Genomic DNA, 22,328 nt, shown 5'->3' on the forward strand with positions numbered 1-22,328 from the left:
TGGTAGGTTAAAACTTTATTTCGGCCATTACTGGGAAATGATCCGAAGGATATTTCTTTCCATAGTTGTCGGAAAGGGTGCCATGCCGCACTACCTCGAAGTGCTTTGAAACAAAAACATAATCAATCCTTCTTTCTGGGAGATAGTCCCAATTAAAAGCGTTGAATGTGCCTTCTGGGCCATGGCTGAAAGGAGCCAGGTTAATGGTGTCCTTTAGTTTTCCATCCTCAATGATTTCCTTATAAGCTGGATTATCATCAGTGACGTTAAAATCCCCGGTTAAAATACAGGGTAGATGCTCGGTATTGATTTCTTCGATTTTCTCCATGAGAAGTTTACTACTATTCTCCCTGGCTTCTTGGCCTCTGTGATCATAATGGACGTTAAAGACGTAAAAAGTCTTTTCCCCTTCTTTCGTTTTAAATTTGCCATAAGAACAAATCCTTTCCATGCTTGCATCCCATCCCACTGAGGGCTCCTCGGGGGTCTCGGACAACCAAAAGGTGTCATGCTCCAAAAGTTCAAATTTCTCCGGGTTGTAAAACACTGCACTGTATTCTCCTTTTTTATCTCCATCGTCTCTTGCTACCCCTAAATAGGGGAAATCCAGCTCCCTACTCATGTCCTCAAGTTGATTGTAAAGCCCCTCCTGGGTGCCAATGATATCCATCTCGTGAAATTGGATCAAGTTGATAAGGTGGGGAGAACGATCCTTCCAGAGGTTCCCTTCATCCCCAGGATTATCGTACCTAATGTTGTAGGTGGCCACATTATAACTATTTTGGCCCATCAGTTTAAAATGGACAAAAAATGAAGCAAAAAAGAGGATTGGAAGGAGTAAAGTGTTGAATAAGAGTTTCATTTTAATAAATCAAATGTTTGTATTCGACCTCAAAATTACTCTTTTTTTAGGATATAAGTTTATAAATGCCTCATTATTTGAGGATATGCAAGGTAAAACCCATAAATCTGCGATATGCCAGCTGAAAATTTAAGGGAAGAAATACCTAAAAGAAACCGATGGTTGTACCATTTGAAAGGGAGAAGTAAGGGTGTTAAGAATTAAATCCCCGCCGGCATCATAAGTAGCGCCTCTTCGGGTCAGGTATTCCATTTCCCCCGTGTTGACATAATAAAGTTTAAATTCCACAAAAAAATCTTTAGAGGAATTCAGTGCCCTCATCAATCCGGCCCCTAATTGATAGGTTAGGGCCCAATCATAGACCTCTGTGCCCGATGCAATAGACTCTGAGACCCTGTCCTCTCTGATACTGGACCTGGTAAAGGTATGAATTCCTCCTACTTTAGCTTCTAGAAAGGGAGAGAAGGCGAGATCCTGCCTTGGCATGAATCTTACCACTCCCAAAAAGGTCATGAAGTTATTGTTTCTTCTGATCCTGAAATTTTGATTCACCCCCGGGAAGATAGCATTGCTGCGGTGAAGGTCTGTTCCATATCGTCCGTACGCAACATCAAGCCCAAGATGTATGGCTGTGCCCTCCAAATGATACAAACCTTCAGCCCCAATCTGCGGAAGTAATACTCCGCCAGCCTCAGATCTGAACCCTCCTATGGGAACGCCAACTTTTAAATTAACCGCACCACTGATTTCTTGGGCGATACTGATAGGGATTAGGGAAATAACCAACAGGAATACTACCACACATTTATTGAAAGCCGTGAGCATAAGTCTGAGAAAGAAATAAAAACTGTATTAGATTTTTTACACCGAATACAATTATCACACCATTTTGATGGTGCAAGCAACAAGGCCAACTAAAAAAAGTGAAAATGCTATTATTTAGTCATCCACAGCACTCATGACCATTTGCTTGAATTTCCAGGAAGTATTGTCATTGGACGGGCCTCGGGTTTGTTTAAAAATCAACCCGATAATTTTTTCTTTGGGGTCGGCAAAGTATTGGGTATTGAAGTACCCTCCCCAATAAAAAGTGCCCTCACTACCACTTCCACCCTTGGCTTCCTCCCCAATAGCGTTGACTCCGAATGCAAGTCCATGGTATTGGTCTTCCCCACCATACAAATCCCCGGTTTGGTCGGCCATGATAGTGGCTATTGTGGTTTTGCTCAGTAGTCGTTTGCCATTATACTCACCCCCATTGAGGTACAATTGCAGGAATGCAGCATAGTCCTTAACGGTACTGGAGAGCCCTGCACCCCCACTGAAAAACCGCTTTGCACCTTTAACGGGGTAATTCACATCATAAAAAGTATTTGGGTAATTCTTCCATTCCCCATCCACTTGCTGCTGAATGGCAACCAACCTGTCTGATTTCTCCTCGGGTAAATAAAAACCTGTATCCTTCATGCCTAGGGGTTCGAAGATCCGCTCTTTTAAGAACTGATCAAAAGGCTTTCCTGAAACCACCTCTATGAAATAACCCAGAACATCTAGCCCCAAACTGTACTTGTATTGGGTGCCAGGGTCAAATGCCAAAGGCATTTTGGCAATTTTTTTTACAGAGGAGGCTATACTTATATCTTCGGATGTAAAAAGGTCTGTGGTACCCTCTTTACGATAGAGGAGTTGCATTCTTTCGTCTCCATCAATGACCCCATAGCCAATTCCCGAGGTATGGGTTAACAGATGGCGAATGGTGATTTCCTTTTCTGCTGGACGGCTATTGAAGGTGGTATCGGAAAAGTTAAAACCGGTAATTACTTTTGGGGTTTTAAATTCGGGAATAAATTTCGATATGGGGTCGTCCAGCCTGAATTTGCCTTCTTCCCAAAGCATCATCACCGCAGTGGAAGTAATTGCCTTGGTTTGGGAGGCTATACGGAAAATATGGTTTTTGTCCATCAGGGTTTCTTTTTCCGAGTCTGCCAATCCATATGCCTCGTGAAAGATGATTTTACCATTTCGGACGATTAAAGCCACCGCACCCGGAACCTCCTGCTGATCCACGGCCTCCCTTAACATTGCGTCTATTTTTTGCACACGTTCCTCTGACATTCTTGTACTTCCGGGTGAAGCACTGGTTAAGGGGAGCGATCTTTTTGCAGAAGCTGTTTGGGTGTAAGCCTGAAAATTGATGAAGATGCTTATAGCAATTATGATTAATGAGCTTCGGGCATTCATTTAGGAGGAAGAGGTTTATCTGTGTAAAGAAGATGAGATAAAAACCAAAAAGGAAGGTTTTTATGCAATATAAAGGTTATTGGAACAATATTACAAAAATTTGGAACTTCCTTGCCATTTTTTAAGGAAGTCCATTTATTACTTTACACCCATAGATTAATGGATTTTTGTTAGAATAAATCCCGGCAATTTTTTGTCGGGTTTTATTTTAAAAAATAAGTAAAGACCTGGCCCCTTTGAAGCAATTATTACTGGTTAGACTACCAACTTCTGGCTCCTCCTCCAGGACGCATAGAGGGCCTAAAACCGCCATCTCGACCAGGCTCTTCGGCGGGCTTTTTAAAGTTGCCTATGATATAGGTAAAGGAAAGCATGGTATAGCGTGTAAGCACATTGGCAAATACATCCGTGACGGCCACATCCGAAATTGTTCGGCTTATGCTGTTGTTTTGTTTAAGCAAGTCAAAGACATATAACTTCAGTTCCCCTTTGTTGTTTTTTAGAAACCTGTATCCCGCTTCCACATTCCATAGCCATACAGACTGGTCTAAGCCTTCAGACAATCCCCTGTAAAGCATATTGTTCGCCGTGTTTGCAATAAAGGTTTTGCCGTCGTTGGGAGAATAATAAAACCTCAGGTTGCTGTTTTGAATGTAATAGTTGTTGTCCAGGTTGGTTTGAAGGCTACTTTTCACAATGGTATAGGTTCCCATTGTTGAAAGTGTAAAATCCACATCCTTACTGATGTTACTGGCAAAAGTAACCCCTTGTCGAAAATCGAAATTCTCGTTGATATTGTTTTGCCCATTGATAATACCTGGAGTCCTGCCATAGCTAATGCCTGGGTTGAAGTTTACTTTTGTCTTTAACTTGGGAATACTAGTGCCATAGTTAACAAAAAACCGGGAGTTCATCTGTCCGTTCAGATTGACAGGGCTGGATATATGCCCACCACTTCTCAGCAATACCTCGTTATTGATCATGGTGTCTTGTGCGGCTACAAAGGTATTGGTGCCGATAAAGTTGCGGTTAACCTGGGCAAACAGGAACATGAATAAGGTCTTGTTTTTTTCCATATCCACCTTGGACATGTTCAGAAAGAAGGTGTTGTTGAAGCTTTGTCCCAGATCCGGGTTACCCAAAGTCAAGTTGAGGGGGTTGCTATTGTCGATTACATTTTGAACCTGGTTTACGGATGGTTCATTGGTGCTGGTACGGTACCTTAGACGATAATTGATCCCATTTTCGGTTCTATAATTGACGATCACCGTAGGTAGCACATTCCTGAAGTCCCTTACGAAATTTCCCTCCACGGGAAACACGATATCGTTGACCTGTTTGGCATATTGATAGTCAAGGTTAATATTGGCATTGAACCCTTTGTGATTGTACCTGTAACCAATCCCCGCTCTTTGGGTGAGGAACCTATTGTCGAATTCATTGCTGAGTGCTGTATCCAGCACCATAATGCCCTGTTCATTGGCCAGTTGAAAGGTTTTTTGATCAGCTGAGCTTTTGTTGTTTCCGATTTGATAGGTGGCTGTAGCTACGGATCGCTCTCCTATCGGTTCGGTATAGGTAAGGTTGGTTCTGTAATTGAAACCATCAGAAAGTGCGGTGGTTTCTTGTACCAATGTATCCATACTGCTGCGTACGTAGTCCCTATTTCTGGCTATCAGGTCTGTCAATTGATCCCTCTGATTCCAGGCTGTAAATACATCCGCAGAAATGGTTCTTCCAGGTTTGTCAAACTTATACCTGTAGGTCAAGGTGTTGGCGATATTGTATCCGTTAGTTTCGTTGTCTGATATTGTTCTTGTGTCACTAAGTGGGTCCAGATTGTTGTTGAGGTTAATACCGTCCAAGTCCGAGAATAGTTCGTTGTTTTGGAAGCTGATGGAAGGCATTACAATCAATGCGTTTTTATCATTGATGTCGTATTCCATCCTTCCATTCATCCGGTGATTGAAATTGTTGATGGTAGACAAGCGGTCCTCAATATAAAACTGACTCTGTTGTTCGGTAAGTATGGTTTCCCTGTTGGTGTTTTCGAAAACGGTGTTTTCCGTGTTGTTAAAGAAGTAGCTTCCAGTGAAATTAACCTTCTCTCCCCATTTGTCGCTATAGTTCAGCCCTATGGAGCTGGTGGATACGATGCCGTTGTTTTGAGGCACACCAAAGTTGTTGCCACCACCTCCTCGGCCCCCACCTGGTCTTCCCCCACCAGGGCCCCCACCCCCGCGGCGCCTACCACCTCCTTCGGCTCCACTTGTCACGCCTAATAAATCATCGGAGGAGAAATTTTGTTGGTTCACGTTATTAAACATCCCTATCAAGGAAATTCTTTTGTCCCCTTTGAAGAAATTGATGTTTCCTCCCAGGGAATATCTGTTGTCAGTGCCATATCCGCCATATACCCGTCCAAAATGAGCGTTCCTCATATTTCCCTTGGTAATAATATTGATGGTTTTGGCATAATTACCATCATCAATACCCGTCAACCGAGCCTGATCGGATCGCTGGTCAAGCACTTCTACACTTTCTATCATGTCTGCCGGAAGGTTTCGCATAGCGATGGAAGGGTCACTGCCAAAAAACTCCCTTCCATCCACCAGGATTCTTTGCACCTGCTCACCTTGAGCTTGAAGTTGCCCGTTCTCCATGGTCACACCAGGAAGTTTGATGATTAAGTCTTCAGCCATTGCATTTTCCCTGGTTTTAAAAGCAGCGGCATTAAATACGGCAGTATCTCCTCTCATCTCTCCGATTGCGGCTTGTCCTTCAACTACCACTTCCCTAAGCAGCTCACTGTCCTCTTTAAGCCCTATTGCCCCAAGTTCAAGAGGGGTGCCCCCGCTAAATTCCCTTACAAACTTTTGATAGCCCATGTAGGAGATTTCCAGCTTAAAGGTTGGTAGCCCTGGATATGGGATCTCGAAAGTACCATCCAAGCCGGAAACGGTGTTGGAATAGAGGGAATCTCCCTGCGTTTTGATCATGATGTTTGCCCCTATCATGGGGTTGACTGTACCATCTTCCACCACTTTACCCTTTATCACGGGTATGGATGCTTGGCCATCCCTCCTTCTTTGTTGACCCTGCGCAGCAAGGGTAGCAAGAAGGGTGAAAATTAAAAAAGCAGTAAAGATTTTCATCTGTTTATATTTGTTTTTCAATGGTCAGATGGAATGCCCTGGATAAATCATCCCCCTGTGTGAGAATTCTTTCTAATGGGCATTTCATGTGCATGAAGTTAATGTTATCCTTAGACCTCCAGGGTTGGCAAAAAGTTTAACCCCTTATTACAGATTGTTTTGAAAGGGGAAATTTGGTTTCTAATGGCAAAAAATAAGGCCGGTATTTTCCGGCCTTATATGTCAGTAAAATGTAATCAGGACACTTTAATTAATATTGGAAAGTATGTCTTGGTAATTAATACCCATATGGCTATTGGCGTAAACGGCTTTTCCGTCTTTTATTAAAATTACCTGAGGACTGGCATGGGGAATTTTAAAGGCCTCCGAAACGGCATTTGAAACGTCCCTAAATGCAATCAAATCTAGAAAATAAGGCGAAATTTTTTCACTGTCCTCTTTTTTCCAATTTCTTTCTACTCTGTTCCATGCCATACTACTTATGGAACATCTACTGGAATGCTTGAATACTAGAACAGGTTTTTCTTTGCTTTCGTTAACAATTTCTTCAATCTGCGAAATATTGTTTAATTTTTTCCAGCTCATAATTTATTATGTTCTATTTCATTCTAGGTTTGAAAACCTCCTCAAAATTGAATTAGTTCCTTTTACAAAATAAAACAATACAAGGTTTTTATGTTTATTTTCTTGAACCAACACGCAGTACTATTTGGAAAAATTTAGGTGTAAAGATAGGTTGTTGAGTCCTAATACATTTTTTCACCAAGAGTATACCTAAGAGATATCCATTTATGTGGTTCAAATGGGCCTAATGAAACCTGGCTAATTTCATTTTATCCCAAGAGTGACTTATTTTTGAGAAATTTTACCCACAAAGTTAGATGAAATCGAGCATGACGCAAGCGACGCACGGAGGGATGATTATCATGGCGAGATTCCATGTGACCTTAAAAAGACAAATATAAACACATGAAATCGAGCCTGTCCTGACGGCAGTCAGGGCATGACGAGCACGTCACACACTGGGATGATTATATATTGCGAGATTCCCCCGAAACAAGTTCGGGGCAGGCTATGTGACCGTTGAAAAGAAAATATAAACACATGAAACATCATTTTACCGGCAGCTATTTACTTGTTTACTTTTGTCTATTGACCATTTGGGCATTTTTTTCCTGTGGAAACGGGGAGGAAGTGCAAATGGAGGACCTCATTGATATGGACGAGGAAACGCTCTCTAAGGGTGAAACCCTATTTGTCAACCACTGCAGTACCTGCCATAATTTCAACCAAGATGGTATCGGCCCCCAATTAGGAGGAGTAACCAGAGAGGTTTCCCTGGACTGGCTCAGGAGTTTTATTTCCAACCCTTCCGAAATGATTGATAGTGGAGATGAAAGGGCTCAGGCTGTATTCGCTAGGTATAACACGTATATGCCAGGGTTTGAGCATCTGGGAGAGGGGGGCATTGATGCCATTATCGCCTACATGCACCAGTATGAGGCACCTAAAGTGGATCACCAAACCCGCTCGGATTCCATAGATAATCCGATACCTGAAAAAATTCCCTTAAGTGATTTAGTAGCTGAACTGAGTTTATTTGCGCAGGTTCCAGCATCCAGCGATGAAAGGCCAAGGGCAAGGATTGCCAAAATGGATCATTATCCGGATGAGAATAAACTTTTTATCATGGACCTACGGGGGAAGATGTTTCACATCTCGGAAGGCAAAACGACGGAATTTATGGATATGGAAAAGCTAATGCCGAATTTCATCAATAAACCTGGGTTGGCAACGGGATTCGGGAGTTTTGCTTTCCATCCTGAGTATAGGGAAAATGGGTTGCTATACACTTCTCATACCGAGAGCCCTGGTTCAGGAAAGGCGGATTTTGGCTATGCAGATTCTATCAAAGTCACCTTGCAATGGGTGGTTACTGAATGGCATACGGATGATCCATTGGTGATTCCATTTCAGGGAAAGCCCAGGGAGTTGTTTAGAATAGATATGGTTACGGGTATACATGGCATGCAAGAACTAACCTTTAATCCCTTATCCCAACCCGGGGACCAGGACTATGGATTGCTATATATTGGAATAGGTGATGGAGGATGTGTAGGTTCAGGTTTCCCCTTTATCACCTATGGGCCTACCCAGGCTTGGGGAAGTATTCTGCGAATAGACCCGACTGGGAAAAATAGTAAAAATGGAGCATATGGAATTCCAGCGGATAATCCTTTTGTAGGAAAGGACCAGTTGCCTGAATCGCCTTCAGATGTTCTTTCTTGGCAAGAAGGGCCACCGTTGGAAGAAATATATGCTCATGGTTTTCGCAATGCTCATCGTATTACCTGGTTAAGAGATGGCCGTATGCTGGCTTCCAACATTGGGCAAGGTAAGATTGAATCACTATACATCGTAAAACCCGGAGATGATTACGGTTGGCCGATAAGGGAAGGGAAATGGGCGATAGAGCCTTATATGGACATCAATCAGGTGTTTCCTTTGCCTGCTGATGAGGAGGAGTACGGTTTCACCTACCCTGTAGCCATGTATGACCACGACGAAGGCAATGCAATCGTAGGGGGATATGAATATTGGGGGACGGAAGTCCCAGGCCTTAAAGGCAAGTACTTATTTGGTGATATTGTACACGGCCGCCTATTCTTTGTAAATTCCCATGAACTGGAAAGGGGTAAGGAAGCGGCGATCTTTGAATGGCAGGTTTCCCATGAAGGAGAGATAAAAACACTCCGGGAACTCGGTGGAATCAACCGGGTGGACCTAAGGCTGGCCAGGGATTTTAATGGAGAAATTTATTTGTTCACTAAAGCAGACGGGAAGGTGTATAAAGTAGTAGGTACTAGTAAGTTGTAATTATTTTAAGGTGTTTTAATTTATTTTAAAACTTTCGTTTCATCTTGCCGTTGAAACTCCTATTCCTTCTTTAATTTATTTAACCTTTGAGCAGGAGTTGAAAGCTTTAACTAAAAAATAGATGAAACCGAAATTTGTTTTATTGTTCCTGTTCCTGGTTGTTTTTTCCAGTTCAGTGATGGCTCAATTCCAACCTGGAAACCTTATGCTAGGAGGGAGTGTCAGTATTTCAAATGGTGCCACTTTCCAAGAAGGAAATATGACTAGCACTGGTTTTTCATCTTCTTTTAACCCCTCTGTAGCTTACTTTATTTCCGAATCCTCCGCCTTTGGGATTTCGCCAGGGATCGGATTTTCTACCCAACAAGCCTACCGGGACGGGGAATCATTTGGAGACAGGCAATACAATTCAAATGGGGCCATTTCTCTGTTCTATAGAAAGTATTACAGGTTGGCAGAACAGATCTACTTCTTTTTTGAACCTTCTACTTCCTATTCAGGTAGTAATTGGGGAGATATTGGCAGCAGAGGATTCACTGTAGAGATTAGCCCCGGGGTGGCATTTAGGATAAGTGAAAAATGGTTGGTTGAGACTTCCTTTGGAGGAGCACGTTTTTCCCGCCACTTCCATGATTCTGGGCAACCCAATGAGGTAAATACCCGAAACTGGAACCTAAATTTCACTAATTTCGGTAGTGTTCGTTTGCAATTTCTCCTCCAAAGTCAAAAGCAATGAAAAAAAAGTTGGGGATACTGATGGTAATAGGAATGATTTCCTTTGCTGCTAGTTCGCAAACGACTAAGGGAAGCCAGTCAGTGGGGCTAATGTTCAGCTTTCAAAATTTTGAACGGAACGGCCAATACCTTGAATCCACTAATAAACGAATGAACTTTTACCCAAATTATGAGTATTTTGTTAGGGATAATTTGGCGCTAGTGGGTGGTTTTACGTATGACCGGAATAGTTTTGACAGGTTGAATGAAGCTGGACATAATTACAGGAGTGTTAGTACTACTTGGAAAGGGTATATGGGACTTCGAAAATATTGGGAATTGAAGCCCAGCCTATTTTTTAGCCTTACCAATGGGCTAGCCTACCAATGGGAAGATCAAAATTATAATTATCGACCGAGTTTGCAGGCGGATTCTTACAGAAATAGAATAAATCAACTGAAACTTTTTAGTCAGTTGGGATTGGTGTATTTTCCTATTGAGAGATTTGCTTTTGAATTGATCCTTTTGGATGCTGGTTTGGAATATAACCGACGACGGACTTACCAGGAAGAGGTGAATACTTCCAAATCCCATTGGCTTACTGGGAAAACTGACCTTATTCTGAATAAGCCCACCCTTTCTTTTCGCTATTACTTTTAATACCTTCCCAACAGAAACACTGTTGGAATTTTATGAAGGTCGGGGGGGAGTTTTTTCCAGTCGGCTATGGACTTCGTTTGGACCATTTCATCTGCCGCAGTTAGGTTTTTGGCGATGCACAACAAAGTGGAGGGATGCAGGTGTAAAAGGATATCTTCCAGTAACCTCTGGTTGCGGAAGGGGGTCTCCATAAACATCTGGGTGCTTCCTTCTTTTGTGAGATTTTGTTCGAGTTGTTTCATGGCGTTTACCCTTTCCTTGCGCTCTATGGGCAAATACCCATGAAATACAAAGGATTGTCCATTAAAACCGGAAGCCATCAATGCCAAGAAAAGGGAAGAGGGACCACTCAGTGGTACCACTTGGATATTTTTTTTATGTGCAAATGCAACGGCCTTTGCCCCCGGATCCGCAATTCCCGGACATCCAGCCTCGGAGAGGACCCCCATATCATGCCCTGATAATAGGGGGGAGGCCAAGGTAGCTATTTCAGCGTCTGAGGTCCGCTTGTCAAGAATTTCGAAATGAAGGTTGCTTATATCTAAGCCTAGTTTTAGGCTGCTGATGTACCGTCTTGCTGTGCGTAGGTTTTCTACCAGATAATAGGAAGTGGCGGAGATAATTTCCTTTACTTGTGGGGCAATTACAAATCCGGCAGTTTCAGCGGCCAATATATTGGGGATGAGGTAGAGTTTTCCTGTAGATTGCATTACTTTTGTGAAATGGAAAATGGTATGCCTGCAATTGCAAAAATACTGATTTTTACCGGACTGCTCTTATTGCTGGGGGGAATACTACTCTGGGGGCTTTATAAGTTTCCTGGGATTAAATCCTTGCCAGGGGATATGGTGTTTAAGCGGGACAACTTCACCTTTTATTTCCCATTAGGCACCAGTATTTTACTGAGTCTATTCCTCACCTTGCTGGTGTATTTCTGGAGGAAGTTTGGTGGCTAGTCCCGGATTATAGGATATTGGGGTTATTTTTTTGGTAAATCGGAACGCCCACTCTTTGAATATATCTTTTTAATTCTTCATTGGTGATGTCTGACCATACCAGAAGGCCGATTTGGTATGGCAAGGGTCCCTCTTCGTCAAGTAAAAAACGTATTTCTTTCATTTCCTTAGAAAGTGCCAGGGTACCTTGCAAAGCGATATCCACATCTCTGCCAGCTTTATAATTCCCTAGGGTACTGCTTCCAAACAAAATAGCTTGGGAGATGGAGGGGTGCCTCTTGAATACCGACATCAAATGGTCTAGATCGGATGGATGTAGTCCATATTTTGAATTGGTAGCTATTGATGTTTGAGAAACTGACATGTAGAGATAGAAGAGTAAGAAATAAAAGATTATTGTTAGGTTTTATCTGGGCTTTAAAAGCAGAAGCTTTTTTTCTGCTTTTGTTTTATCCTCAAAATTAAGCCTTCTTTTTCATTTTATTTCATTAGGAGTAATTTTTGTTGCTTTATGATGGTTTGAAAAGTGGGGGTCCTGTAGGACAAAATGCCAAAGCCCTGTCTTAATTTGAACTCGAACATGACGAGAACCTCACCCGTTGGGATTGCTATCGGGGTGAGGGATTCTTGCGAATCGAGTTCCTATAATGATCCGGATAGGAGCTGGCAGAGCCAAGGTATGGCCACTATATTCCAATGATAAACCCATGAAATGCCCATGAGAAAGAATCCTCCCATAGGGGGATGATTATCCAGGGCATTCCCCCGAATCGAGTCCCCCAAATCGAGTTCGGGGCAGGCTACCTGCCTGACGGTTTACCGGCCGAAGGCATGGCAGTCAGGTCTTACCATGGAAAGACAACTATAAACATATAAAAAGTTAGCGATTCAATTTTCTTTATTGGGGAAAACTTACTTTGAAAATTTCCGTAACTTCCAAAAGAATAAACACCTTGTTTGGGGTAGCCATATTTCAGTTTTTAAATTATGAATAAGGATTACTGCTTGTTAGCGTTGTTTTTTGTTATATCATCAGTGGAATGTTCTTTTGGACAATCCTACCTTAACCTTCAAGTTTCCAGAGGATATACCTTAGCCCATCACCAAGAACTACGAGACATCCAGGGCATTCCAAATATTTTCAAGGTGGATTATGGTTTTATCCTTAAGGATAAAGCATACCAAAAAGCCTTGGGAAACCCCGAGGCGGGATTGAGCCTGACCTTCATGGATCATGACAACAGCTATACGGGGCGGTCATTGTCTTTAAGTAGTTATTTGCAGCCCCAAATTCTGGGCAATGAAAGGCACGGTTTATATGGCAGATTAGGATTAGGCATAAGTTATGTGGAAAATCCATACGACTATCACGATAATCCCCTTCAACTGGCCATTGGTTCCAAGATTAATTTTTTTGGCGAGGGTCAACTTATTTATAGCTACTGGGTGAGTGAGACATTCCGGCTGCAGGTTCAAGGGGGGATCACTCATATCAGCAATGCAGCCCGTAAGCTACCCAATTCAGGCCTTAACATTATACATGCAGGTGTAGGGGGGGCTATGAAGCTATCCAAAGAGAGCAAACCTGCTTGGAAATCCTTTAATCATCCCGAAAAGGAACATGAGCTTGGCAAATGGACTCCTCTTGTTTTTGGAAAGTTGGGACTTAAGAGTATCAGGGTGCTTAACTATAAGTCTTTTCCAGTCGCTGCGGCCACCCTTCAGGCTGGCTACCGATATAGCTTGTTGGGCTCCTATTTACTAGGGTTGGATGTGGATTTCAACGATGGGTATATTCAGGAGCGCAGGGAAGTGAATCGACACCTGGAAGAACCAATAAGTTTTCATCGGTTAAGGTGGGCACTGACTGCCGGGCATGAATTTCACATGAACAAATTGAGTCTTGTCACCCAGTTGGGAGTGTATGTGCATAGTCCCCATTCCGGGCATCCTCTAATGTATCAACGTTATGGGTTGCATTATAGGATCAGCAAAAATTGGCTGGTTGGGGCAACCTTAAGGGCCCATGGTGGCCGTGCGGATTATATGGAGTGGACCCTGGGTAGGAAGTTGTGGTAATTCACTTCCTTCCTCAAGGGAAAGGTTTGAATGTCTCTACTCCGGTAAAAAGAGGGGGTTCATCTCCATTGAACAAATACTCGACTCCGGTCAATTTATTAGGTGCCGTTGTTCATCAATTCATAAAGTAAGACGAGAAAATACGAAAAAATTCTCTTTAAAGTAGTGGTATTGCCGCTTTGGACTGTCTATATTGTAAGGAGACCGAAATATTTCTGGAACCTTTATTCTGTACAATTAAGTGAACGGTACTGAAGATGAATTAATAGAGCGATTGAGCAATGGGGATTCCAGTGCCTTGAGGTATTTGTTTGACTTACACTACCTAGGGCTCTGTCGGTATGCATTTACCTATCTGAAAGATATGGACGAGGCGGAGGATGTGGTACAAGGCCTATTTGTGGATATTTGGGAAAAACGTAGTTCCTTGAATATTAATCAATCTGTAAAGCAATACTTTTATAAAGCTGTTTACTTCAGGTGTATTAATGCCCAGGAGCACAAACAAGTGAGGAAAAAGTATGCCGAACAGGAGGCTTTCTTTCCTGCAGGGAATTCACCAACAGAGCAGGATGGTGAGGAGAAGCGATTGGCAATACAAAAGGCTTTGGAAAAACTTCCCGAAAAATGCAAGCAGGTTTTTGTGTTAAGTAGGTTTGAGGAAATGAAATACGTGGAAATTGCAGATAAAATGGGCATTTCCAAAAACACCGTTGAAAATCACATGGGTAAGGCCTTGAGGCTTTTAAGAGCAGAACTTAAGCATTTGATTTAAAAGAAGAAGAAAGGTGAAAAGGAAAAAGGCAACTATCAACGATGATGTGATCATCAAATACCTTGCTGGAGAAGCCAGTCCGGAGGAGGCCCTCTCTTTGGAGGAATGGCTGGATTTGGAGGAAAATAGGCAGGTTTTTGAAGAATTTCGACAGGTTTACCTCTTCACCTATCCAGATGAGGACTCCCCAGGAATTGATAAAGACAGCGCATGGGATACTATTAAAAAGAGAACCACCTTGGATGCCCCTAAACGGGTATGGTTTTTTCAGCGTACTGTTCCCAAAATCGCAGCATTTATGATGCTGTTTTTGTTGAGTGCCGTTTCCTTGTTTTACTTTTTCCTAGGAACTGGGCAAGAGGTAATGGTTATGGAAACGCAAGATAACCTCCAAACTTTTGAGTTGCCTGATGGTTCTATGCTAAGTCTGCATAAGTTTTCCATTGTGTCCTATGAGGAGAACTTTGGCGATGGACATAGAAAAGTGACCTTAGAAAAAGGAGAGGGTTTCTTTGAGGTAATGCCCCATGACAGTGAGGCATTTGTGGTTCAAACTGAGCAGGGTGAAATTGAGGTGCTTGGTACAGTCTTTAATGCAAAGCTGGACCCGGATGTCTTGGAAGTGGTAGTAGCTAAAGGGAAAGTCAAGTTATCCTCAGAGGAGGATGCAACAACCCTTGAAGGGGGCCAATCAGGTTGGAGCCGGGCCGGAAAAATAACCGTAGAGAACCAGTTAAATGTGAATTATTTTGCATATGCTACTGGAATTTTGGTGTTTGAGGAGACCCCATTAAGGGAAATAGTGGAGATTATAGAGAAAACCTATGGCAAATCAGTGAAGGTGAGCGAGGCAAGTATTTTAAATTGTCATTTGACGGGTACATTTGATGGGATTTCTATGGAAAATTTGGTTAATTTGATAGCGGAAACATTGAATCTTTCTGTAGCAGAAAATGAAGAGGGGTATATTTTGGAGGGTAATGGTTGCTAGCATTTTTTATGCTATACACATACTATTGCCCAATTTGTCCTTCGCCCAGCACACAAATAGCCCCGACTCTTATCACATTAGTGTGAAGAATTCCACCTTTTCAGAACTGGTAGATCGTTTAACCCAAAGCACAGGGTTAAATTTTATTTATAGTTCCAATAATGTGGATACGCAGACACCTGTATCCATATCCGCAAGGGGGAATACCGTGGAAGAGTTGTTTTCTGAAATTAGTGCTCTTTTAGGTATTACTTTCCAATTAAACGAAAGGCACGTCGTCATAAAAGGACAGCTCGTAACCCGGGAAAGTGCCTTTTTGGCCACCAAGGAGAAGACCGATAATTCTCTTGAGGAGGAGGAATATAAAAATTCCATCCAAAGAACGAAGGCAGAGGTACTCGCCAAAGAGTCCCCTAGGCTTCCACTGGAATATTACCTTAGATACCCTAAATTCGACGAGCCCCTGCAATCTGGCTTTTTCGGCCATTCCCGGATATACAAGGGAAGGCCCATGTGGATGCGAAAATTGAACCTTGGTTTGGGAATGTTGACCAGTGATATTGGGACAGGCCTGGAACTTACTCCAGGTTATGGCTCTGCTTATTTTGTCCTACAACCCATCTGGCAACATAATAATGGGTTTACCATGGGGTATGGTGCTGGAGTGGCTTTGCCAGAATTTTTAGGTTTCCGAATTAACATAAATTACATATATGCAGGAATAAATTTCCAGGAACCCATTTCTGCAGAGGAATACACTCCGGACCCCTCCTCTGTATTGCCTAAGCCTTCTCGGATGGAATTCGTGAACCAAAGGCTGAATCAAATGGGGAGCTTTGACGTGGGAAGATACAGTCCCAGGTCATCCGTCAATATTCATCAGCATCAGGTAAATATCTTGTTTAACTATCATCTAACGGAAAAAGTGAGGTTACAGCTTGGGCCAACTTTTAATTTTGCTTCTACTACCACTTGGGTGGATAATTGGCATAAAGTTTTTTCCCATGCTGGGGAGTACATTCAAAGTGATAGAAGAGGAGGTTACCCCGCACCAGCACCCGCATTGCCAAATTTTGAACAGCAAGGGATTAGGGACTTTGCTAGCAGCTTTGAGCCAGAAAAGATCAGTAATTTTTGGGTAGGTTGGAGAGCAGGGATTATCTATAAATTTCAACTCTTTGACAATTAAATTCTAGTACGATTGTACCCGAATTGTTTCCAGCACCCCCTTTTTTTCCCTCCTAAAACAGGAGGGGGAGAGGTGGAGACTCGTTGACTTTGCCCAGGAAGGCGGGTTGATTTTTAGAAGCCGCTTTGCCGCTGTTCGGGATTGGTAATCCCCCAGAACAAGATCTGAAGCAATGTTCTAGAAAAGTAAAGGCTCCGAAATCCAAAATATTTTCACGAAGATGTGCAGCCTGCGGATTACAAATCCGCTTTATCTGTTCTCGAAATTGCAAATTTCGAGAAACGGAGTGTTTTTGGTGAATTTGATGGATTTATCGAATGGGGTACCAGTCCGAATAATTGGTCACGGGGTTCAACCCTTTCCCGGGCATCCCAGTGTGTGACTAGCTCGTCATGCCCTGACTGCCGTCAGGACAGGCTCGATTTCCTTTTTGATTATGTAAATGTAAACACAAACAGAGCAGCAGGTACGATTAAGTCAAATTAGGGGGTGATTTCCCTTTATTTATAGATTGACCATTTAGGCTATTTGTTTGAATCCCCAAAGTCAAAAAGGGATTTCAGTTCGGTGGCGTCTTGGGGATCCATTCTTTTGCCCAAAATAAGCCTAAGCTGCCTCCTTCTCAGTGCGCCTTCAAAGAGTTCGGTTTCATTTTCCGTCTCCGGTACCAGCTCCGGCACTTTCACGGGTTTGCCACCTTCATCCACTGCCACAAAGGTAAAAAAGGCCCTGTGGGTGGTGATTTTGCTGTTTGCTGGAATGTCCTCCGCAAAGACCTCAATATACACTTCCATGGAGGTGTTGAAGGCACGGGTTACCTGTGCCTTCAGCGTGACCACATTGCCCAAAGCTATGGGGTTTTTGAAAGAAATGCTGTCTGCGGAGGCGGTTACCACGATGCTGTTGGAATGCCGCTGTGCTGAAATGGCGGCCACCACATCCATCCAATGCATCAGCTTACCCCCCATGAGGTTGTTGAGGGTATTGGTGTCGTTGGGGAGCACCATCTCTGTCATGGTGACCTCGGAATCTTTGACGTATTTTTTTTTGGACATTTATCTGTTGATTCGTTGACGTATTAGGATGTATTCTAGACTTAGATAGGTTTACTTTGTCCAACCTTTTTCTCCCAGAAGAGGAACGAAGGAGAAATGATCAAAACTTTCCTGTACAATATGCTTTTCCGTTTTTTTTGTAAGCTTAAGCATTTTTTGGGTGTTGCGGTCCCCCACTGGGATTACCAGCACACCACCCACACTTAGTTGTTTCAAAAGTGAATTGGGGACCACCGGAGCACCGGCCGTAACCAATATCCTTTCAAATGGTGCCTCACCGGGTAATCCCTGGCTACCATCACCGTGATAATGATGGATAGTGATGCCTATTCTTGGCAGAAACTTTTTGGTGTTTTTGTAAAGCCTTTCGTTGAACTCAATAGAGTGAACATCAGCCCCCATAAGAAACAAAACCCCTGCTTGATATCCTGAACCTGTGCCAATTTCCAGTACTTTGTGTCCATGCTGCACGTCCAATAAGGAGGATTGGAATGCCACCGTGTAAGGCTGGGAAATGGTTTGTCCTTCGCCAATTGGGAATGCCTTGTCCTGATAGGCATGGCTTAAAAGTGCAGAGTCGAAAAAAAAGTGCCTGGGGAGTGTGTTCATAGCTTCCAATACCCCCGGATGGGAAATCCCTTTTTGCTTCAATGTGGCAATCAAGGTTTTTCTTTGTCCCTTGTGCAGATAAGAATCTTCCAATTTCAACATCATACCCACAAAATAAGTGACTTTATGCCGAGGTTTTATAAATGATAGGGGTAAATTTGAAAATGTGCAGATAATTGTACTTTTTTGAAACCTTTTGCCCGCTTTCATAGATTATAAACTATGTTTACTGGAATCGTAGAAACTTTGGGAAAAGTGGTTGCACTTTCTCGGGAGGGTACCAATACCCACTTTGATATTCATACCCCCATCAATTCGTCTTTGAAGATAGACCAATCTGTAAGCCATAACGGAGTATGCCTTACCGTGGTGGATGTAAGCCCCGAAAAATACAGGGTAACTGCCATCGATGAAACCCTTCAAAAAACCTCCCTCGGACAATGGAAAGAAGGGGATTTGGTGAATTTGGAGCGCTGCATGCCTGCCGACGGCCGCTTTGATGGTCATATTGTACAGGGCCATGTGGACCAGGTGGGAACCGTGGAAAGCATAAAAGAAAAAGACGGAAGCTGGTTGTTTGACGTTTCCTTTGACCCCGGTACCGGAAATATCACGGTGGAAAAGGGGTCAATTACCATCAATGGCACCAGTCTTACCTGCTTCAATTCTCGGCCTGGCAAATTTACAGTGGCCATCATCCCTTACACCTATGAGAACACGAACTTTCATCAACTTCAGGTAGGGGATAAGGTCAACCTGGAATTTGATATCGTTGGGAAATATATTCAGCGGATCATTAAGGGTTATCAGGGATAATTACCATTTTATTTTTTGTTTAATCTATCGTTGTCCCAATTTTTCGGATTGTTGATGATGTATTCAGCTATGCGATGATAGGATTGTTCATCCTTAACTTTCCACTTTTTCCCTTCTAGCCTTAATCATCATAAAGCTGATTGCATAATAGGTGATAAGGCCGGCCAGCATTCCCACCATGGCTCCTACCAGTATATCTGCGGGATAGTGGACGCCAAGGTAAACCCTGGTGTAGGAGATAATGGCCGCCCACAAAAACATCCATGAAAAAAGGGGCAATTTCTCCCTACCTATCAGCCAAAGGTACATGGCCAGGGCGAAGGTGTTGGAGGCATGGGAGGAGGCAAAGCCGTACATTCCCCCGCAGCCGGAGTAATTATTGATCATCCCCTCCCACCTGGGGTCGTGGCAGGGCCTTAACCTTTCGAAATAGGGTTTCATCACAGAGGAGGTGGACTGGTCGGCCAAAAATATTAGCAACAGCAGCCCTCCTGTGTACCAAACACCTGTTTGACCATACGTCCTGATAAGCATAAAGATGATCAAGAGGTATAGGGGTATCCAAATGTACCTTCCCGTAAGGGTATTCATCACGGGATCCAGCACGTCCAGTCTTTGGGCATTTAGCCACAAAAAAAGCGATTCATCCCATTCTCTGAGCTTCTCTATCATTTGGTTTCAGCGATCCAGTCTATTCCTTTTTTCAGGTGCTCCAGGGTATAGGCCTCCTGAGATCCCGGTGGTGGCTGATGATCATATTCCCAGGTGGCCATAGGGGGCATGCTCATGAGTATGCTTTCCGTCCGGCCATTGGAATCCAACCCGAACTTGGTGCCGGCATCCCACACCAGGTTAAACTCCACATACCTGCCCCTGCGCATCTTTTGCCATTGCTCTTCTTTTTCCGAGTAGGGAAGGGCATGGTTTTTCTGCATCAGGTATCGGTATATTTTTGGAAATAAATACCCTACCTTCTTCACAAATTCAAAGAGCTGGGTGACGGAAAGGGAGGGGCTTGCCTGTAGCCGGTCAAAGAAAATTCCCCCAACCCCCCGGGTCTCGTCCCGGTGCTTCAAGTAGAAATAATCATCTGCCCAGGCCTTGAATCTGGGATAAAACTCAGGATGGAACTGGTCGCAGGTGGATTTCAATTGATTATGGAAGTAGGCCGCGTCCTCAGGCACTACATAATGGGGGGTAAGGTCTATTCCCCCGCCAAACCAGTAGGTGCCGTCACTCATTTCGAAATAGCGGATGTTCATATGGATGATGGGCACCATGGGGCTGTGGGGGTGTATGACGATGGAAACGCCCGTGGCAAAAAAGTCCGATCCCTGTAATTTCAGTTTTTTCAACATCTTTTCAGGGGCAGGGCCGTGTACGGCCGAGAACGCCACCCCGCCTTTCTCTATGATGTTGCCGTTTTTCATCACCTTTGTCAAGCCACCACCGCCTTCTTTTCTCTGCCAGTGATCCTTGATGAATACGCCCTTTCCGTCAGCCTTTTCCAGCTCCTCACAGATATGGGATTGGATTTGCCTAAACTCCTCTGCGATGATTTCTTTTGTTAATTCTGAGTTCATTTAGTAATCATTGTTTTTAGTGGTAATGTTTGGCACCACAGGGTCCACCCGGTTTTAAGCTTGGCCTTTGGGGAGTAAAAATATTTGCTCATTATAGTAGTAACACCAACAAATAATTAGGTTAACACAGAACTCAAAGGTTGGCACTCCCCGATCTTTCAATTTTAGAAGGATTTTGTCTCGTATCGAACACATCCGAAATTCTAATGGCATTCTTCTCTTCATCGACAGAATAGATGATTTTATAATTATTGCATATCAAATACCTGTACTTGATTAACCTTCCAGTTAACAGTTCCTCAACCTGACCCATGTGAGGTGTTTGCATTAATTTTTCCGGTGCCTTGATTAATTCGGTAATAATTTTCAAGGCAAACTCAGAATTTACTTTTTGGGAATAATAAAAAAAAATATCATCCAATTGACTTTCAGCAAATTTAGACCATATGACAGTCATTTGTCTAAACTCTGAAATTTTGCAATCAGTTGTTGCGAAGTCTTAAATTCACCTATTTGAAAATCTTTCTCAGATTTATCAATTCTATTGTTTAATCCATCTTTACTATATGGACTTAGGTTGATTTTGTCAGCTTCATTTTTCTCTCTATGTAACAAACTTTCAAGTTTTGAAATAGAACGCTCGTCCTGGAGTTTTAAGAACTCTTGAACAAATTTGATTTTCCTGGTTTCAATATTCATGGCTTCACTTTTATACAAAGTTACAAAAAATCTGTCTCTGTTTCATTGGCTACTATTTGGGACTGATTGTAAAAGATATTTACCTGGGAATCCCCTCCCCAACCCTGCCCATCGAACCTTGGGCGAGCTGCTGGTTTTATTTGGAGAAATCCAAATCCGAGATCCAGGTGTCATTTTCAAAAATTATTTTATTCAGGCTTTCTCTTTCCTTGTTCCTGATTTGCTTTGGGTTTTCAACCTTTGGGCTTGAAGACAGGCTTTCTCGAAGGTGACAGGCATTTGTTTGGATAGTTCCTCCTTTCCTTTCCTGGCCCTATCCTGAAATGATTTGTCGGAGTTCATGCTTTATCCGATTCTGCACGGATACAAAGTTAGAAATAAAAACCAGTATTAAGAAACCCTGATAGGCTCCGCTCTTCAACCTTGTGTTATGTTAACTAAACTATAGAAAAATACCTCCCACAGATTTCGCAGATATGCGCAGAGAACCTCCGCAGTACACAAGTTAATCTGCCGGAATCCGAACGTCAAATCATTCTTTACGCGATACTAATTTATACGATTGGTTTATGTTTGATTATGGTAACTTCTCGGGCTTCTGATTTTCTATTAAGCCCTTTGTGCCATAATCCCTTGATCCGGTTTAGTGAGATAGCCCGGAGGCCAGTAGGGTGAGTGGGAGAGCCCTTCCAAAGTTTTGGGAGTTTGGAAGGGCTTTTTTCCATCAATGCCGGATCATCAAATGCTTTCTATACACGCCGTTTTTGTCGGAGATCTGGAGGATGTACTGCCCGTTGGGCAGGTGTCCAGTGGGTACGCTTATCTTTGGGCCCCGGGCTTTTAGGGAAAGTACCGATTCGAAGGCCTGGCTGATGATCTGGATCTCCACCTCTGCGCCAGGCTCTCCGTCCTTGGCGGCCAGGTTGGTGACGGTGACCTCCTCGTCCGCGGGGTTAGGGCTGAGGGCATAGCTGCTCAGGGGGCAATTGGGCCCGCTGATAAAGCAGAAGGTGAAGGGCGTGCTGCCGCAGGGGTTGGTGGCCGTGGCGTTAAAGGAAAAGGGGAAT

At 43.2% G+C, this 22,328-nt stretch carries 24 protein-coding genes; 9 read left to right on the forward strand and 15 right to left on the reverse strand.

The genetic code is table 11. From position 1 onward, the window contains the following. Window positions 1–7: 7 nt before the first annotated feature. The 5 genes from DB520_RS24540 to ytxJ form a co-directional block, all read right to left on the reverse strand. The gene (locus DB520_RS24540) at window positions 8–790 is read right to left on the reverse strand and encodes an endonuclease/exonuclease/phosphatase family protein (protein ID WP_232835140.1); all 783 of its coding nucleotides are present in this window, start codon (window positions 788–790) and stop codon (window positions 8–10) included. Between the two features lie 201 nt (window positions 791–991). Then, window positions 992–1,687 carry a hypothetical protein gene (locus DB520_RS24545; protein WP_114752427.1) on the reverse strand — a complete coding sequence of 232 codons (696 nt, stop codon included), beginning with the start codon at window positions 1,685–1,687 and terminating at the stop codon, window positions 992–994. A 114-nt stretch (window positions 1,688–1,801) separates the two neighbouring features. Continuing rightward, a complete protein-coding gene (locus DB520_RS24550) occupies window positions 1,802–3,103 on the reverse strand; it encodes a serine hydrolase domain-containing protein (RefSeq protein WP_114752428.1) in 1,302 nt (433 codons plus the stop codon). 260 nt (window positions 3,104–3,363) lie between these two features. Then, window positions 3,364–6,258, reverse strand: a complete 2,895-nt coding sequence (locus DB520_RS24555; RefSeq protein ID WP_114752429.1) for a TonB-dependent receptor — start codon at window positions 6,256–6,258, stop codon at window positions 3,364–3,366. Between the two features lie 246 nt (window positions 6,259–6,504). Then, on the reverse strand, window positions 6,505–6,843 hold the full coding sequence (ytxJ, locus tag DB520_RS24560; protein ID WP_114752430.1) for a bacillithiol system redox-active protein YtxJ: 339 nt from the start codon (window positions 6,841–6,843) through the stop codon (window positions 6,505–6,507). A 519-nt stretch (window positions 6,844–7,362) separates the two neighbouring features. Here ytxJ and DB520_RS24565 point away from each other — a divergent pair. From DB520_RS24565 to DB520_RS24575, 3 genes are all read left to right on the forward strand, one after another. Beyond that, window positions 7,363–9,135: a PQQ-dependent sugar dehydrogenase gene (locus DB520_RS24565; protein WP_114752431.1), complete on the forward strand. Its 1,773-nt coding sequence runs from the start codon at window positions 7,363–7,365 to the stop codon at window positions 9,133–9,135. Window positions 9,136–9,256: 121 nt separating this feature from the next. Beyond that, window positions 9,257–9,871 (forward strand): outer membrane beta-barrel protein, encoded by a 615-nt coding sequence (locus DB520_RS24570; RefSeq protein ID WP_114752432.1) that lies wholly within the window; start codon window positions 9,257–9,259, stop codon window positions 9,869–9,871. Continuing rightward, complete coding sequence (locus tag DB520_RS24575) at window positions 9,868–10,509, forward strand: hypothetical protein (RefSeq protein ID WP_114752433.1); 642 nt, start codon at window positions 9,868–9,870, stop codon at window positions 10,507–10,509. The genes DB520_RS24570 and DB520_RS24575 overlap by 4 nt, the downstream gene beginning before the upstream one ends. On the opposite strand, the gene DB520_RS24580 is transcribed toward DB520_RS24575, so the two are convergent. After that, entirely contained in the window at window positions 10,506–11,219 is a 714-nt protein-coding gene (locus DB520_RS24580; RefSeq protein WP_114752434.1) for an SAM-dependent methyltransferase, read from the reverse strand. The genes DB520_RS24575 and DB520_RS24580 overlap by 4 nt on opposite strands. Before the next feature lie 24 nt (window positions 11,220–11,243). Between DB520_RS24580 and DB520_RS24585 the strand changes: the two genes are divergently transcribed. Beyond that, on the forward strand, window positions 11,244–11,465 hold the full coding sequence (locus DB520_RS24585; protein WP_114752459.1) for a DUF2905 domain-containing protein: 222 nt from the start codon (window positions 11,244–11,246) through the stop codon (window positions 11,463–11,465). A 7-nt stretch (window positions 11,466–11,472) separates the two neighbouring features. Here the strand turns inward: DB520_RS24585 and DB520_RS24590 are convergent, their stop codons facing one another. Beyond that, window positions 11,473–11,829 (reverse strand): nucleotidyltransferase family protein, encoded by a 357-nt coding sequence (locus DB520_RS24590; protein WP_157972234.1) that lies wholly within the window; start codon window positions 11,827–11,829, stop codon window positions 11,473–11,475. Window positions 11,830–12,452: 623 nt separating this feature from the next. Here DB520_RS24590 and DB520_RS24595 point away from each other — a divergent pair. The 4 genes from DB520_RS24595 (at window position 12,453) to DB520_RS24610 (ending at window position 16,499) form a co-directional block, all read left to right on the forward strand. Further along, a complete protein-coding gene (locus DB520_RS24595; RefSeq protein ID WP_114752436.1) occupies window positions 12,453–13,544 on the forward strand; it encodes an acyloxyacyl hydrolase in 1,092 nt (363 codons plus the stop codon). A gap of 241 nt (window positions 13,545–13,785) precedes the next feature. After that, window positions 13,786–14,319: an RNA polymerase sigma-70 factor gene (locus DB520_RS24600; protein ID WP_114752437.1), complete on the forward strand. Its 534-nt coding sequence runs from the start codon at window positions 13,786–13,788 to the stop codon at window positions 14,317–14,319. Window positions 14,320–14,332: 13 nt separating this feature from the next. Further along, a complete protein-coding gene (locus DB520_RS24605; protein ID WP_114752438.1) occupies window positions 14,333–15,310 on the forward strand; it encodes a FecR family protein in 978 nt (325 codons plus the stop codon). A gap of 82 nt (window positions 15,311–15,392) precedes the next feature. Next, window positions 15,393–16,499: an STN domain-containing protein gene (locus DB520_RS24610; protein WP_198675445.1), complete on the forward strand. Its 1,107-nt coding sequence runs from the start codon at window positions 15,393–15,395 to the stop codon at window positions 16,497–16,499. A gap of 524 nt (window positions 16,500–17,023) precedes the next feature. On the opposite strand, the gene DB520_RS24615 is transcribed toward DB520_RS24610, so the two are convergent. Together DB520_RS24615 and DB520_RS24620 are read right to left on the reverse strand one after the other, a co-directional pair. Next, the gene (locus DB520_RS24615; protein WP_114752440.1) at window positions 17,024–17,554 is read right to left on the reverse strand and encodes an acyl-CoA thioesterase; all 531 of its coding nucleotides are present in this window, start codon (window positions 17,552–17,554) and stop codon (window positions 17,024–17,026) included. A 51-nt stretch (window positions 17,555–17,605) separates the two neighbouring features. Then, window positions 17,606–18,265 carry a protein-L-isoaspartate(D-aspartate) O-methyltransferase gene (locus DB520_RS24620; RefSeq protein WP_114752460.1) on the reverse strand — a complete coding sequence of 220 codons (660 nt, stop codon included), beginning with the start codon at window positions 18,263–18,265 and terminating at the stop codon, window positions 17,606–17,608. 120 nt (window positions 18,266–18,385) lie between these two features. Between DB520_RS24620 and DB520_RS24625 the strand changes: the two genes are divergently transcribed. Then, window positions 18,386–18,979 carry a riboflavin synthase gene (locus tag DB520_RS24625; RefSeq protein ID WP_114752441.1) on the forward strand — a complete coding sequence of 198 codons (594 nt, stop codon included), beginning with the start codon at window positions 18,386–18,388 and terminating at the stop codon, window positions 18,977–18,979. 93 nt (window positions 18,980–19,072) lie between these two features. Here the strand turns inward: DB520_RS24625 and DB520_RS24630 are convergent, their stop codons facing one another. From DB520_RS24630 to DB520_RS24650, 6 genes are all read right to left on the reverse strand, one after another. Continuing rightward, window positions 19,073–19,651, reverse strand: coding sequence for a phosphatase PAP2 family protein (locus tag DB520_RS24630; RefSeq protein ID WP_114752442.1), 579 nt, complete (start codon window positions 19,649–19,651; stop codon window positions 19,073–19,075). Next, the gene (gene hemF, locus DB520_RS24635) at window positions 19,648–20,562 is read right to left on the reverse strand and encodes an oxygen-dependent coproporphyrinogen oxidase (protein ID WP_114752443.1); all 915 of its coding nucleotides are present in this window, start codon (window positions 20,560–20,562) and stop codon (window positions 19,648–19,650) included. The genes DB520_RS24630 and hemF overlap by 4 nt, the downstream gene beginning before the upstream one ends. A gap of 133 nt (window positions 20,563–20,695) precedes the next feature. Continuing rightward, window positions 20,696–21,019: a type II toxin-antitoxin system RelE/ParE family toxin gene (locus DB520_RS24640; RefSeq protein ID WP_114752444.1), complete on the reverse strand. Its 324-nt coding sequence runs from the start codon at window positions 21,017–21,019 to the stop codon at window positions 20,696–20,698. Further along, a complete protein-coding gene (locus DB520_RS24645) occupies window positions 21,016–21,261 on the reverse strand; it encodes a hypothetical protein (protein ID WP_114752445.1) in 246 nt (81 codons plus the stop codon). Before DB520_RS24645 ends, DB520_RS24640 begins: the two co-directional genes overlap by 4 nt. Before the next feature lie 192 nt (window positions 21,262–21,453). Then, window positions 21,454–21,603 carry a hypothetical protein gene (locus DB520_RS27105; protein ID WP_198675446.1) on the reverse strand — a complete coding sequence of 50 codons (150 nt, stop codon included), beginning with the start codon at window positions 21,601–21,603 and terminating at the stop codon, window positions 21,454–21,456. A 382-nt stretch (window positions 21,604–21,985) separates the two neighbouring features. Next, window positions 21,986–22,328, reverse strand: a 343-nt coding sequence (locus DB520_RS24650) for a T9SS type A sorting domain-containing protein (RefSeq protein WP_157972236.1), incomplete at its 5' end; no start/stop codon positions are given.

Origin of the sequence: Pleomorphovibrio marinus, from assembly GCF_003347495.1 — a bacterium.
GTDB classification, from domain to species: domain Bacteria; phylum Bacteroidota; class Bacteroidia; order Cytophagales; family Cyclobacteriaceae; genus Pleomorphovibrio; species Pleomorphovibrio marinus.